This window comes from Pseudomonas furukawaii (assembly GCF_002355475.1).
In the GTDB taxonomy this organism is placed as follows: Bacteria; Pseudomonadota; Gammaproteobacteria; order Pseudomonadales; family Pseudomonadaceae; genus Metapseudomonas; species Metapseudomonas furukawaii.
This window is the reverse complement of sequence record NZ_AP014862.1, coordinates 4,016,380-4,029,460: the sequence shown is the minus strand read 5'-3', so window position 1 is coordinate 4,029,460 and position 13,081 is coordinate 4,016,380. Positions and strand designations below refer to the sequence as shown.

General features: G+C 66.9%; 11 protein-coding genes. 7 read left to right on the top strand and 4 right to left on the bottom strand.

From position 1 onward, the window contains the following. Window positions 1-52: 52 nt before the first annotated feature. Both cysK and KF707C_RS18640 read left to right on the top strand, forming a co-directional pair. Window positions 53-1,027: a cysteine synthase A gene (cysK, locus tag KF707C_RS18645; protein WP_003454865.1), complete on the top strand. Its 975-nt coding sequence runs from the start codon at window positions 53-55 to the stop codon at window positions 1,025-1,027. 181 nt (window positions 1,028-1,208) lie between these two features. Beyond that, on the top strand, window positions 1,209-2,294 hold the full coding sequence (locus tag KF707C_RS18640; protein WP_003454866.1) for a polyamine ABC transporter substrate-binding protein: 1,086 nt from the start codon (window positions 1,209-1,211) through the stop codon (window positions 2,292-2,294). Window positions 2,295-2,405: 111 nt separating this feature from the next. Here KF707C_RS18640 and KF707C_RS18635 read toward each other — a convergent pair whose 3' ends face one another. From KF707C_RS18635 to KF707C_RS18625, 3 genes are all read right to left on the bottom strand, one after another. Then, complete coding sequence (locus KF707C_RS18635; protein ID WP_003454867.1) at window positions 2,406-3,314, bottom strand: DMT family transporter; 909 nt, start codon at window positions 3,312-3,314, stop codon at window positions 2,406-2,408. A gap of 188 nt (window positions 3,315-3,502) precedes the next feature. Beyond that, window positions 3,503-4,240: a TorF family putative porin gene (locus tag KF707C_RS18630; RefSeq protein ID WP_003454868.1), complete on the bottom strand. Its 738-nt coding sequence runs from the start codon at window positions 4,238-4,240 to the stop codon at window positions 3,503-3,505. 102 nt (window positions 4,241-4,342) lie between these two features. Continuing rightward, the gene (locus KF707C_RS18625) at window positions 4,343-6,085 is read right to left on the bottom strand and encodes an amidohydrolase (protein WP_003454869.1); all 1,743 of its coding nucleotides are present in this window, start codon (window positions 6,083-6,085) and stop codon (window positions 4,343-4,345) included. A 106-nt stretch (window positions 6,086-6,191) separates the two neighbouring features. On the opposite strand from KF707C_RS18625, the gene KF707C_RS18620 reads away from it, so the two are divergent. The 3 genes from KF707C_RS18620 to KF707C_RS18610 all read left to right on the top strand — a co-directional run bounded on the left by KF707C_RS18620 (window position 6,192) and on the right by KF707C_RS18610 (window position 10,010). Continuing rightward, window positions 6,192-7,109 carry a LysR family transcriptional regulator gene (locus KF707C_RS18620; protein ID WP_003454872.1) on the top strand — a complete coding sequence of 306 codons (918 nt, stop codon included), beginning with the start codon at window positions 6,192-6,194 and terminating at the stop codon, window positions 7,107-7,109. 139 nt (window positions 7,110-7,248) lie between these two features. Further along, window positions 7,249-8,985: a bifunctional isocitrate dehydrogenase kinase/phosphatase gene (aceK, locus tag KF707C_RS18615; RefSeq protein WP_036993606.1), complete on the top strand. Its 1,737-nt coding sequence runs from the start codon at window positions 7,249-7,251 to the stop codon at window positions 8,983-8,985. Between the two features lie 5 nt (window positions 8,986-8,990). Then, a complete protein-coding gene (locus KF707C_RS18610; protein WP_003454878.1) occupies window positions 8,991-10,010 on the top strand; it encodes an AraC family transcriptional regulator in 1,020 nt (339 codons plus the stop codon). 78 nt (window positions 10,011-10,088) lie between these two features. Here the strand turns inward: KF707C_RS18610 and KF707C_RS18605 are convergent, their stop codons facing one another. Next, window positions 10,089-10,427, bottom strand: a complete 339-nt coding sequence (locus KF707C_RS18605; RefSeq protein ID WP_003454881.1) for a BRO-N domain-containing protein — start codon at window positions 10,425-10,427, stop codon at window positions 10,089-10,091. A 521-nt stretch (window positions 10,428-10,948) separates the two neighbouring features. On the opposite strand from KF707C_RS18605, the gene KF707C_RS18600 reads away from it, so the two are divergent. Continuing rightward, the gene (locus KF707C_RS18600) at window positions 10,949-11,989 is read left to right on the top strand and encodes a histone deacetylase family protein (RefSeq protein WP_003454896.1); all 1,041 of its coding nucleotides are present in this window, start codon (window positions 10,949-10,951) and stop codon (window positions 11,987-11,989) included. Next, on the top strand, window positions 11,986-13,071 hold the full coding sequence (locus tag KF707C_RS18595) for an extracellular solute-binding protein (RefSeq protein ID WP_003454900.1): 1,086 nt from the start codon (window positions 11,986-11,988) through the stop codon (window positions 13,069-13,071). The genes KF707C_RS18600 and KF707C_RS18595 overlap by 4 nt, the downstream gene beginning before the upstream one ends. Window positions 13,072-13,081: the final 10 nt, after the last annotated feature.

Genomic DNA, 13,081 nt, shown 5'->3' with positions numbered 1-13,081 from the left:
GTGGCGCCCGCTTAGGCTTGAGGACTTTTTCCGCCATGACAAGGAATCCGCCATGAGCCGCATCTTCGCAGACAACGCGCAAGCCATCGGCAACACGCCACTGGTCCAGATCAACCGCCTGGGTCCCAAGGGCGTCACCCTTCTCGCCAAGATCGAAGGCCGCAACCCCGCCTACTCGGTGAAGTGCCGCATCGGCGCCAGCATGATCTGGGACGCCGAGGCCTCGGGCCGCCTCAAGCCGGGCATGACCATCGTCGAGCCCACCTCCGGCAACACCGGCATCGGCCTCGCCTTCGTCGCCGCCGCCCGTGGCTACAAGCTGGTGCTGACCATGCCGGCCTCCATGAGCCTGGAGCGTCGCAAGGTGCTCAAGGCCCTGGGCGCCGAACTGGTGCTGACCGAGCCGGCCAAGGGCATGAAGGGCGCCATCGAGAAGGCCGGCGAACTGGCCGCCGCCCACCCCGAGCAGTACCTGCTGCTGCAGCAGTTCGAGAACCCGGCCAACCCGGCGATCCACGAGAAGACCACCGGCCCGGAAATCTGGAACGACACCGATGGCGCCATCGACGTGCTGGTGGCCGGCGTCGGCACCGGCGGCACCATCACCGGCGTGTCCCGCTACATCAAGCAGACCTGCGGCAAGCCCATCCTTTCGGTGGCGGTGGAGCCGGTGGGCTCGCCGGTGATCAGCCAGACCCTGGCCGGCGACGAGGTGAAACCCAGCCCCCACAAGATCCAGGGCATCGGCGCCGGTTTCGTGCCGAAGAACCTCGACCTGAGCCTGGTGGACCGGGTGGAACAGGTGAGCGACGAGGAGGCCAAGGCCATGGCCCTGCGCCTGATGCGCGAGGAAGGCATCCTCTGCGGCATTTCCTGTGGTGCCGCCATGGTCGCGGCGGTGCGCCTGGCCGAGCGTCCCGAGATGCAGGGCAAGACCTTCGTGGTGATCCTGCCGGACTCCGGCGAGCGCTACCTTTCCAGCATGCTCTTCGACACCCTGTTCACCGAGCAGGAACTCCAGCAGTAAGTCGCAGCGGCCGCACCGGAAAAGGCCCGCCCCCGTCCTCGGGGAGCGGGCCTTCCTGCATCCGGCCTCTCCTCGCGGGCCCGCTGGGACTTGCCGCGCATTGTCACTGCCCGCCCTGATGGCGAAGCTGGAACCCCCGCACGACGGGGGCTCGATCCACTCGCAGCAGGACAAAAAGACAATGACAGGTTCCTTCGCGCCGCTTCTCCTCACCCTGGCTATGGCCACGACCGCCCAGGCGGCCGGCACCGTGAAAATCTACAACTGGAGCGAATACATCGCCCCGGACACCGTAGCCAACTTCACCCGGGAGAGCGGCATCCAGGCCAGCTACGACGTCTACGACAGCAACGAGACCCTGGATGGCAAGCTGATGACCGGCAAATCCGGTTATGACGTCGTGTTCCCTTCCAACCACTTCATGGCCAAGCAGATCCAGGCCGGCGCCCTGAAGAAGCTGGACAAGAGCCGGTTGCCCAACTGGAAGCACCTCAACCCGGTCCTGCTCAGGGCGCTGGAGGTGAACGACCCCGGCAACCAGTACGGCTTCCCCTACCTCTGGGGCAGCACCGGCATCGGCTACAACCTGGAGAAGGTCAAGGCCGTGCTGGGCGACGATGCCCCGCTGGATTCCTGGGACATCTTCTTCAAGCCCGAGTACATGGAAAAGCTCGCCCAGTGCGGCGTCGCCGTGCTCGACAACGGCCCCGAGCTGCTGCCCATCACCCTCAACTACCTGGGCCTGCCGCACCACAGCCAGACAGCCGACGACTACAAGGCCGCCCAGGCCGCGCTGATGAAGGTGCGCCCCTACATCACCTACTTCCATTCCTCGAAGTATGTGAGCGACCTGGCCAACGGCGACGTCTGCATGGCCGTGGGCTTCTCCGGCGACATCCTCCAGGCCGCCACCCGCGCCAGGGAGGCCGGCAATGGCGTGAACATCCAGTACTCCACGCCGAAGGAAGGGTCGCCCATGTGGTTCGACATGGTCGCCATGCCCGCCGATGCGCCTGACGAAGCGGCCGGCTACGCCTTCCTCGACTACCTGCTGCGGCCCGAGGTGATGGCCGGCATCAGCAACTCGGTTCACTACGCCAATGGCAACGCCGCCGCCGACCCGCTGGTGGAGCCCGCCATCAAGGCGGATGCCGCGATCTACCCGCCGGCGGACGTGATGAAGAGCCTGTTCGCCCTGGAGTCCATGCCGCCGAAGATCGACCGTGTGCGCACCCGCACCTGGAGCGCGATCAAGACCGGGCGCTGAGCCCACTCATGGACCGCCCGGCCGGCTCCGGCAGCTTCGTCGCCTGGATGCAATCCAGGGGCGGTGGGGCTGCCTATCCCCGGATTTCGTCCGGGCGACCCACTGCCTGGACTAGCGGGTCGCCTTCGCCTCGGCCGGCGCCGCCGCCGGCTTGAGCACCAGCCACAGCGCCAGGGCGATCAGCACGCCGCCCTGCAGGTGCGCCATGGACAGCGATTCGTCCAGCAGCAGTACCCCCCAGAACACGCCGAAGGGCGGGATGAGGAAGGTCACCGTCATGGTCTTCACCGGCCCCACATTGGCGATCAGGCGGAAGTAGAGGATGTAGGCGAACGAGGTGCAGACGAATCCCAGGGCCGCCAGGGCCAGCCAGGTGCCGGGCTCGGCCAGCGGTGCCAGGGGCAGGTCGCCGGCGTCCCAGGCGAACGCCGGCAGGAGGCAGAGGGTGGCGCCGATCTGGCAGCCCAGGGCCACCAGGCCGCTGTCCATGCCGCCCGCTTCGCTGATCCAGCGCTTGGTCATGAAGCCGGCGAAGCCGTAGCAGGTGGTGGCCACCAGGCAGGCCGCCGCGCCCCACAGGAGGTTCGCATCGAAGGCCACGGGGCCGGTGCGGGTCAGCAGGGCCACGCCGGCCAGTCCCATCAGTACGCCGCCGGCCTTGGCGCCGGTGAGCTTCTCACTGAAGAACAGCGCGCCGATGAGCACCCCCATCAGCGGCGTCGTGGCGTTGAAAATGGCCGAGTAGCCCGCCGGCAGCACCTGCGCCGCCAGGGCGTACATGGCGGCGGGAATGCCGGAACTGACGGTGCCGATCACCAGGGTCTTGCCCAGCTTGCCGCGAAAGGCCCAGTCGCTGCGCAGCAGGGCCAGCAGCACGGCCAGGCCCAGCGCCGAGAGCAATACCCGCAGGAAGGCCGTCGGCATCGCACCGATTTCCGGCACCAGGATGCGGATGAACAGGAAGCTGGCGCCCCAGATGGCGGCAAGGCTCAGCAGGCGGAGGAGGTCGGCGGGGTTCATGGCGGGCTCCAGGCAGTGGAGCCGGCACGATGAACCCCGCCAGGAGGGCGCGCAATCCACAACTTGCTTTCAAATTGCCGGCACAGTTTTCCGCTGGGGTGTCCCTTGGGCCTCGAGAGGGCGGGTTCTCAGCCCGTGGCGATTGAGGTCGCCACGAGGCCTGCAAGGCGCCGAAGGGGCGGCCGACCTCAGAAGCTCTTGCTCAGGCTCGCCACCCAGGTGGCGCTGCAGACGTCGGTGAAGCCGTAGTAGCTCGCGCATTCCGACTCGGAGAGGTCGGTGTCGATGTAGGACAGGCCCCAGGTGACGCCGACGAATTCGCGGGTCAGCTTCGCCTCCCACTCACGGTAATGGTCGGAACTGTCGCCGTCGTTGGACCAGAACAGCGGGTCCTTGAAGTCGTTGCGGCCGTAACGGAGCGTCAGGCCCAGGTCCAGCAGCAGGGTGGCTTCGTAGCTGAGGTAGCTGTAGAGGGTGTCCTGCTTCTCGCCGAAGAGGTTCTTCGCGTCGTTGGAGTACTGGGCGGCGACCTGGAATCCGTAAGCGCCCAGGATGGCGTAGACCTCGCTCTGGTTGAACTGGCCTTCCCTGGGATAGGTGTACTTGATGTAGCCCAGGTCCAGGCTCAGGTCGTCGGTGGCCTGCCAGTACCAGCCGGCCAGGTAGTCCACTTCCTGGCGTGTCTTGAGGCCGAAGCCGTAGTCCACGTTGGAGGTCCAGATTCCCGCATAGAGGCCGGTGGCGTGCAGCAGCGTGGCGCCGGCCTGGACGGCGGGGTCGTTCTGCGTCTGGGAGACGCCGCGGGTGCGGTAATCGCTTGCCAGGGTCAGGTCCAGTTGCAGGCCGAAGTCGTCGGTCAGTTCGATGGCCTGGACGGCGGAGGACGCCAGGGCGAGGGCGAGGGCGAGGAGGGCGGTGCGTTTCATCGGGTTTACCCTTTGTTGTGATTGTTCTGGCGGATGCGGGCAAGGCTCCGCCCAACCCCCGCCAGGGGGCAGGGGTGGACGAGCGGAGAAGGAGGATTCCTGTCAGTCGTTGGCCTGGTAGACCTCACGGCCGCCGAACCAGGTCTGCAGTACGCGGGTGTCGGCAAGGTCTTTGTCGGCGACTTCAAGGACGTCGCGGTCCAGCACGATGAAGTCGGCCTGCTTGCCGGGGGTGAGGGAGCCTATGCGGTTCTCCAGGCCGATGGTGCGTGCAGCGTTGACGGTGTAGGCCTGGAGCATGGTGGCGCGGTCAATGCGCTCGTCGGCGTTGAGCACCCCCTTCGGGCCGTCGCGGGTGATGGCCTGAGACATCGCCATCCAGGGATTGGGCGACGACACCGGCCAGTCGCTGGCGCCTGCGATGGTGGCGCCCTGGGCCAGCAGCGAGTGGGCCGGGTATTGGTAGCGGAAGGCGAAGGCGCTCACATAGGGCTTGACCAGGTCCAGGGTGTAGTCGTCCCCCGAGGCCCAGAGCAGCTGCATCGAGGCGATCACGTCCAGTGGCTTGAAGCGGGCGAATTCCTTGGGGTTGACCAGTTGCAGGTGCGTGATGGAGTGGGTGATGCCGCTCTGCCGGTCACGCCGCGCCTGCTCGATGCCGTTGAGGGACTCGCGCACCGCGCGGTCGCCGATGGCGTGGATGTGCACCCGCCAGCCCCGGGCATCGGCGGCGCTCACCAGCTCGCCGAAGTGAGCGGGGTCGATCAGCAGCTCGCCGCGTTTCTGCGAGTTGTTGTACGGATCGATCAGTGCTGCGCTCTGGGCGGGGTACTCGAGCACGCCGTCGGCGAACACCTTGATACCCGGCAGGGTCAGGTTGGGGATGCCGGTAAACCGCTGGCGGACCTTGTCCAGGGTGTCCAGGTCGGCCGGGCGGCTCTTGGAGTTCGCCACCAGCAGCGCGGCCACGTGGGCGCTCAGCTCGCCCTTGTCCGCCAGGGCCTTGTACACCGGCAGGATGCCCACGGAGTTCTCCGTGGGCGTCATGGCGAACACCGCCTCGCCCGGCGCGGCGTTGGCCGCCGGGTCCATCCAGGCGGTGATGCCCAGGCTGTTGTTGTACTTCACCGCGGCCTCGGCGGCCTTCAGCAGGATCTGCGGGCTTACCGGCGGCAGGGCGGCGGCGATGCGGTCCCAGCCGGCGTCCACCGCGAAGCCGTTGGGTTGCCCATCCGGGCGGGCGCCCAGGGTGCCGCGCTCGGCTTCCGGCAGGCTGGCGATCAGCCTGGCGTCGATCCCGGCACGCTCGAGCATGGCGTTGTTGGCCCAGCCGGTGTGGTGATCACTGCCCGCCAGCACCACCGGCTGTTTCGCCCATTCGCCCTGGTTGAACAGGCGGCCCAGCTCCTCTGCCTTGCTCCAGTAGGCCGAGCTCATGCCCGAGAGGTTGATCACGTCGCCGTGCAAGGCGGTGCCGTCGTCACGCCAGCCACGCAGGCGTTTTTCCAGTTCGGCCAGTTCCACCACCTCGTCCCCCATGTTCGCGGTGGACATTTCCAGGCCGCCGAACACGGCGTGGGAGTGGGTGTCGATCAGGCCCGGCATCAGCCGCTTGTCCGTCAGGTCGATGACCCGCGTGGAACCGTCGGCCAGGGACTTGATCTCGTCGTTGCCGCCGACCTTGAGCACCTTGCCGTCCTTCACGGCCATGGCCCGGGCGGACGGATTGGCCGGATCGGCGGTGTAGATCTTGCCGTTGAGCAGCACCAGATCGGCCGCCGCCATGGACTCCATCGAGGAAAAAGCCAGCGCGAGCGCCAACAGCGAGGGTGTAAAAGCCTTCATGATCGAACCTCTTGTTTTTCTTGGTCTGGCGGCGAGACTAGCGGCTGCCCCCGGGACGGCAGAACGTCCAGAATGCTCTAAACCCTTTTGCCTGAATGGAAAAACCATGGACAAGCTCGGTGCCATCAGCATGTTCGTCGCCACGGCGGAGCACGGCAGCTTCAGTCGCGCGGCCGAACAGTTGGGCAAGACCCCATCGGCGCTGACCAAGGCCGTCACCCACCTGGAAGACGAACTGGGGGTACGCCTGTTCGAGCGCAGCACCCGGCGTACCGTGCTGACCGAAGCCGGTCGCCTCTACCTGGAAACCGCGCGCCAGGTGCTGCAGCGCCTGCACGAGGCGGGTGAAGAAGTGAGCCAGTTGCAGCACGGCCTGCACGGCAACCTGCGGATGACGGCGCCGCTGGCGTTCGGCCGGTCCTTTCTCGACGAGGCGTGCGCCGGCTTTCTCGCCGCGTACCCGCAGATCCGCCTGCGGGTGGACCTGTCCGACGCCTTCGTCGATCTGGCGGACGCGGGCTACGACCTGGCCCTGCGGGAAGGACGTGGCGACCAGCCCGGATTGATCGCCCGGGTGGTGGGGCGCAACCGCATCGCCATCTGCGCCAGCCCCGGCTACCTGGCGCGTAACCCCTTGCCGGTGGGCCCGGACAGCGTCGAGCGGCACGACTGGCTGCTCTATCGCCACACCTCCCTCAGTCGGCTGCAGTGGTGGGTCGAGAAGGACGGCCAGCGATTCGGCCTCTCCCATTCCGCCACCCCGCGTCTGGAGAGCGACAACTATGACCTGCTGTTGGCCAACTGCCTGGCCGGCGTTGGCCTGCTCCACGTGCCGTTGTGGAGCGGCGCACCCTACATCGCCGACGGTCGCCTTGTGCACCTGATGGCCGATTACGAAATCGACCCCGATGCCTTTGGCCCGCAGATCCTGGCCGTCTATCCCAGCCACCGCCGGGCTAGCGGGAAGGTGCTGGCCTTCATCGACTACCTGGCTCAGGTGCTGAAGGCGCGCGGGCTGGCCTGACGCCCGGCCGAGGGCTTGGCTGCGCGTCCTCCGGGATTCCGTCCGGGTCCCGGCGCTCAGCGCTCGGCACTGAACCTACAAGCGGGCATCTTTTCTGGATAAGCTCGCCTTTTCCATGACCGCAGCCGAGAACAATTCCATGGCGCAGCAATGGCCGGCCGAAGGCATCGCCCGACTGATACTCGAAGGCTTCGACGACTACCGCGAACACTTCCGCCGGATCACCGATGGCGCCCGCGCCCGGTTCGAGCGGGCGGAGTGGCCGGCGACCCAGCAGGCCGCCGCCGAACGCATCGCCCTCTATGAAGTGAAGGTGACGGAAACCCGGGGGCGGCTGGCGGAGGCCTATCCGCCGGAGGAGCTGCTGGACGTGCAGCTCTGGCCCCTGGTGAAGAGCGCCTACATCGACCTGATCGACCTGCGTCTGGACGATGAGCTGTCCGAGACCTGGTACAACTCGGTGTTCTGCAGCCTGTTCAGCCATGACCTGATCAGCGACGGCTGCATGTTCATCCACACCACGCGCCCGTCCTTGCGTACCCATGAACGGGCGCCGCAGACCCGCAACTATCGCCCCGGCGGCCGCCTGCATGCGGCGCTTTCGGCGATCCTCGACGACTTCCGCTTCGACGTGCCCTACGACGACCGCGCCGGCGACCTGGCCAGGCTGGAGGCGCAGCTGCGGGAGACGGTGCCGGACTGGGTGTGCAAGGACCCGGAACTGGCCATCGAGCTGTTCGCCGCGCCCTTGTTCCGCAACAAGGGCGCCTACCTCGTGGGGCGGCTCTACAACCGCGACGAGCAGTGGCCCCTGGTGATCCCGCTGCTGCACCGCGAGGGCCGGGGCATCCAGGCGGACGCGGTGATCACCGACGAGGCGGAGGTGTCCATCATCTTCTCCTTCACCCGTTCCTACTTCATGGTGGACGTGGCGGTGCCGGCGGAGTTCGTCGGCTTCCTCAAGCGCATCCTGCCGGGCAAGCACATCGCCGAGCTCTACACCTCCATCGGGTTCTACAAGCACGGCAAGTCGGAGTTCTACCGCGCCCTGATCAACCACCTGGCCAACACCGATGACCGTTTCGTCATGGCGCCGGGGGTGCGCGGCATGGTCATGAGCGTGTTCACGCTGCCGGGCTTCAACACCGTGTTCAAGATCATCAAGGACCGCTTCGCCCACGCCAAGACGGTGGACCGCAACACCGTGATCGAGAAGTACCGGCTGGTGAAGAACGTCGACCGCGTCGGGCGCATGGCCGATACCCAGGAGTTCGCCGACTTCCGCTTCCCCAAGGCCAAGTTCGACCCCGACTGCCTGGCCGAGCTGCTGGAAGTGGCGCCGTCCACCGTGGAGCTGGAAGGCGACGTGGTGCTTGTCCGCCACTGCTGGACCGAGCGCCGCATGACCCCGCTGAACCTCTACCTGGAGAACGCCAGCGAAGCGCAGATGCACGAGGCGCTCTACGACTACGGCCTGGCCATCAAGCAACTGGCGGCGGCGAACATCTTCCCCGGCGACATGCTGCTGAAGAACTTCGGCGTCACCCGTCACGGCCGCGTGGTGTTCTACGACTACGACGAGATCTGCTACCTCACCGAGGTGAACTTCCGCGTGATTCCACCGGCGCGCTACGAGGAGGACGAACTCTCCGCCGAGCCCTGGTATTCCGTGGCGCCCAACGACGTCTTTCCCGAGGAATTCCCGCGCTTCCTGTTCGCCGACCTCAAGCAGCGGCGGCTCTTCGCCAAGCTGCACGGCGAGCTCTACGACGCCGCCTACTGGAAGTCCCTGCAGGACGCGATCCGCGAGGGCAAGGTGATCGACGTCTTCCCCTACCGGCGCCAGGAGCGCGAACTCACCGAGGCCCTGCAGTAAACGCCATGGTCGAGCACGTCTTTTCCCGCGCCACCTGGCTCAACTCCCTGCACATGTCGGCGCTCACCGTGGCCCTGTTGCGGGAAGCGGACATTCCCGCCAGCGAGGTGCTGGCCGGTACCGGCATCAGCGAGCAGGACCTGCTGGAGCTGCAGCGGCTGGTCAGCCCCGAGCAGGAACAACTGGTATACGCCAACGCCGTGCGCCTGGCGCCGCGCCCGGCCCTGGGGCTGATCCTCGGCCTGCGTACGCGCATCTCCGCCTACGGGCTACTGGGCTACGCCATGCTCTCGGCGCCCACCTTCGGCGAGGCGCTGCGCATCGGCCTGAGCTACCCGGTGCTGCTGGGCACCTACTTCCGCCTGGCGCTGGAGCAGGAAGGCGATACCGTCTGGCTCAGCGCCACCGGCTACAACGAGGATGCCGGGTTGCGCGCCTTCAATACCGAGCTGTGCCTGGGGTCCCTGAAGGTGATCTTCGCCGACCTGCTGGGCCAGGCCCTGCCATTGCGCGCGGTGCAGCTGGACTATCCCGCCCTCACCGGCATGGCGCGGCCCTACGCCAAGGGCTTCGGCTGCCCGGTGACCTTCGGCGCCGCTCGCAGCGCCATCGGTTTCGACGCTGACTGGCTGTCCCGGCGCCTGCCCCTGGCCGACCCGGTGACCCACAAGGAAATGCTCGAACAGTGCCGGCGCCAGAACGTCGAGTTCGCCGCCCGCCGTGCCTGGCTGGAGCGGGTGCGCGGCCTGCTCGCGGCACGCCTGCAGGACCCGCCGGGGCTGGAGGAGCTGGCGCGGCAGATGAACTGCTCCTCCCGCAGCCTGCGCCGGCACCTGGCGCAGCAGCAGACCAGCTACCAGCAGTTGCTGGACGAGCTGCGCTTCACCCGCGCCAAGGAAATGCTTCAGCAGGGCGACATCCCCATCTACCGCATCGCCGAGGAACTCGGCTTCAGCGAGACCGCCAGCCTGCGCCACGCCTTCCAGCGCTGGAGCGGCCAGCCGCCCAGTCATTTCCGGGGTTGAGGAGAGCGGGTGCGCGTGGCGCACCCAGGCGTATCGCCCTGTCCCAGGCGGCGCCATCTACTCACCGATGCTCTGGCCTCAGGCCGCCTGGCGCGCGCGCAGGCTGGGAATCAGTTCCTGGGTTATCCAGCGGCGCAGGTTGCGGTTTTCCGGGTGGTAGAAACGCCGGATCATCAGGTCGTAGCAGCCGGATTCGCTCAGCATCAGCTCCTCGCTGACCATGCCGCGGCCGCATTTGATCAGGCCGTTGCGCCACTGGTCCGGGTCCAGGCCCTCGTAGAGCCGCACATTGGCGGAGATGCCCAGCAGCCGTGCCAGGTCGCGGGCGGCGAACCAGGGTTCATGGCCGATCAGGGTGGCGCGCAGCAGGCGGCCGTGACGGAAGAAATGGCGGGTTTCGTAGTAGTGGGTGCTCATGGTGCAGTTCCCTCTAGAGCCTGGAGGAACCGCCACCGGGGTACAGCGGGGAAGGGTGGCGGACTGTGCAAGGTTGGAACCACCGGGTACAGAAACCGGCCGGGCACATGCCCGCCTCGCACAGTCCGCCATGACTGCCAGGAAAACTGGGAACGATAGTTCGCCGTCGACCTGCATGGCTAACCGTACTCTGTACCTCTGGGGTTCCAGCCCAGGTCACGACCGTGGTCGCAACGAGGCCGGATGCTGCCCAAGCCTCCTGTAGGACGGCAATGCGGTTGCCGGGTCGGATTCTTCGGATCGCTCCCGAGCCCTCTGTAGGATGGGTAGAGCGAAGCGAAACCCATCAGCCGCCGACGAGGGGGTTCGCAAGCTCTACCCATCGTACAAAGCGAGAGGGGTTGATCGGCCAGATAAATTGGCCATTTCGATCTCCTATTGGCCGTTCCCACCACTGCGCAAGACGGCGTGGGCGTCCCAGAATCGGTCCACCAATAACAAGACCCGTCGAGGTACCCATCATGCTCACCGTCTACAGCGACGATCACCGCCTCCACTTCGGCCAGTCCGAACTGGTCGATGGCAAGCTCCAGCCCTGCTTCGAGATGCCCAGCCGCGCCGACACCGTGCTGGCGCGGGTACGCCAGCAGAACCTCGGCGAGGTCATCGCACCCCGGGATTTCGGCCTGGAGCCCATCCTGCGGGTACACGATCGGCGCTACGTGGAGTTCCTCAAGGGGGCCTGGGCGCGTTGGGCCGCCGAAGGCCATAGCGGCGACCTGGTCTCCACCACCTTCCCGGGCCGCCGCCTGCGTCGCGACGGTCCCATCCCCACCGCGCTGATGGGCGAGCTGGGCCATTACAGCTTCGACACCGAGGCGCCCATCACCGCCGGCACCTGGCAGGCCATCTACAGCTCCGCCCAGGTGGCGCTGACCGCCCAGGACCACATGCGCCAGGGCGCCAACATGGCCTTCGGCCTCTGCCGTCCGCCGGGCCACCACGCGGGCAGCGACTTCATGGGCGGCTACTGCTTCCTCAACAACGCCGCCATCGTCACCCAGGCCTTCCTCGACCAGGGCGCCAGGCGCGTGGCCATCCTCGACGTGGACTACCACCACGGCAACGGCACCCAGGAGCTGTTCTACAACCGCGATGACGTGCTGTTCGCCTCCATCCACGGCGACCCGCTGGTGGAGTATCCCTACTTCCTCGGCCATGCCGACGAGCGCGGCGAAGGGGCGGGTGAGGGCTTCAACTTCAACTATCCGCTGCCCCACGGCACGGGCTGGGATGGCTGGTCCGCCGCGCTGGAGGACGCCTGCCGCAAGATCGCCGACTACGCGCCGGATGCGCTGGTGATCTCCCTGGGCGTGGACACCTACAAGGACGATCCGATTTCCCAGTTCAAGCTGGACTCCCCGGACTACCTGCGCATGGGCCAGCGCATCGCCGTCCTCGGCCTGCCCACCCTGTTCATCATGGAAGGCGGCTATGCGGTGGAAGCCATCGGCGTCAATGCGGTGAACGTGCTGCAAGGCTTCGAAGGGGCGGCCCGATGAAGGCCCGCATCCTACTGGCGGGGGCCCTGCTGGGCGCCTCGCTGAGCGCCGTCGCCGAGCCGGTGGTGCGCATCTACAACTGGTTCGACTACATAGGCCCGACCACCCTCAAGGACTTCGAGGCCGCCTCCGGCGTGCGTCCGCAGTACGACGTCTACGACAGCAACGAGGTGCTGGAGGCCAAGCTGCTGTCCGGCAACTCGGGTTACGACCTGGTGGTGCCCAGCGACAGCTTCCTGCCCAACTACCTCAAGGCCGGTGTGTTCCAGCCCCTGGACAGGAGCAAGCTGCCCAACTGGCAGAACCTGAACCCGGCGTTGCTCAAGGTGCTGGCCGCCAAGGACCCGGGCAACCAGTACGTGATGCCCTATATGTGGGGCACCAACGGCATCGCCTACAACGTCGACAAGGTGAAGGCCATCCTCGGCGAGAACGCCCCGCTGGACTCCTGGGACCTGGTGTTCAACCCCGACAACCTCGCCCGGCTCAAGCAGTGCGGCGTGGCCTTTCTCGACTCGCCCACCGAGGTGATTCCGGAGGTGTTGCACTACCTCGGCCTGTCGCCCAACAGCCGCAACCCCGAGGACTACAAGAAGGCCGAAGCGCTGCTGGTGAAGCTGCGCCCCCATGTGAGCTACTTCAGCTCGTCCAAGTTCGTCACCGACCTGGCCAACGGGGATGTCTGCGTGGCCATCGCCTGGTCCGGCGGTGCCATGCAGGCCGCAGCGCGCGCCCGCGAGGCCGGCAACGGGGTGAAGGTGGAGTACCGCATTCCCAGGGAAGGCACCGCGGCCTGGTTCGACGTGCTGGCGATCCCGAAGGACGCGAAGAACCTCGACGAGGCCCACGCCTTCCTCAACTACCTGCTGCAGCCCGAGGTGGTGGCGCCGATCTCCGACCACGTGGCCTACGCCAACCCGAACCAGGCGGCGGACAAGCTGATCTCGGCCGAGCTGCGGGACAACCCCAACGTCTACCCGACGCCCGAGGTGCAGGCGCGGTTGTTCTCGGTGGAGATGCTGCCGCCGAAGATCGAGCGCATCCGCACCCGCACCTGGACCAAGATCAAGACCGGCACCTGATGCGTTCCTC

Bases quoted from the DNA above. Each gene is read 5' to 3' on its own strand.
- KF707C_RS18595 (WP_003454900.1), top strand. From the start codon at position 11,986: ATGAAGGCCCGCATCCTACTGGCGGGGGCCCTGCTGGGCGCCTCGCTG.
- KF707C_RS18600 (WP_003454896.1), top strand. From the start codon at position 10,949: ATGCTCACCGTCTACAGCGACGATCACCGCCTCCACTTCGGCCAGTCC.
- KF707C_RS18630 (WP_003454868.1), bottom strand. From the start codon at position 4,240: ATGAAACGCACCGCCCTCCTCGCCCTCGCCCTCGCCCTGGCGTCCTCC.
- KF707C_RS18625 (WP_003454869.1), bottom strand. From the start codon at position 6,085: ATGAAGGCTTTTACACCCTCGCTGTTGGCGCTCGCGCTGGCTTTTTCC.
- KF707C_RS18620 (WP_003454872.1), top strand. From the start codon at position 6,192: ATGGACAAGCTCGGTGCCATCAGCATGTTCGTCGCCACGGCGGAGCAC.
- KF707C_RS18640 (WP_003454866.1), top strand. From the start codon at position 1,209: ATGACAGGTTCCTTCGCGCCGCTTCTCCTCACCCTGGCTATGGCCACG.
- cysK (WP_003454865.1), top strand. From the start codon at position 53: ATGAGCCGCATCTTCGCAGACAACGCGCAAGCCATCGGCAACACGCCA.
- KF707C_RS18635 (WP_003454867.1), bottom strand. From the start codon at position 3,314: ATGAACCCCGCCGACCTCCTCCGCCTGCTGAGCCTTGCCGCCATCTGG.
- aceK (WP_036993606.1), top strand. From the start codon at position 7,249: ATGGCGCAGCAATGGCCGGCCGAAGGCATCGCCCGACTGATACTCGAA.
- KF707C_RS18605 (WP_003454881.1), bottom strand. From the start codon at position 10,427: ATGAGCACCCACTACTACGAAACCCGCCATTTCTTCCGTCACGGCCGC.
- KF707C_RS18610 (WP_003454878.1), top strand. From the start codon at position 8,991: ATGGTCGAGCACGTCTTTTCCCGCGCCACCTGGCTCAACTCCCTGCAC.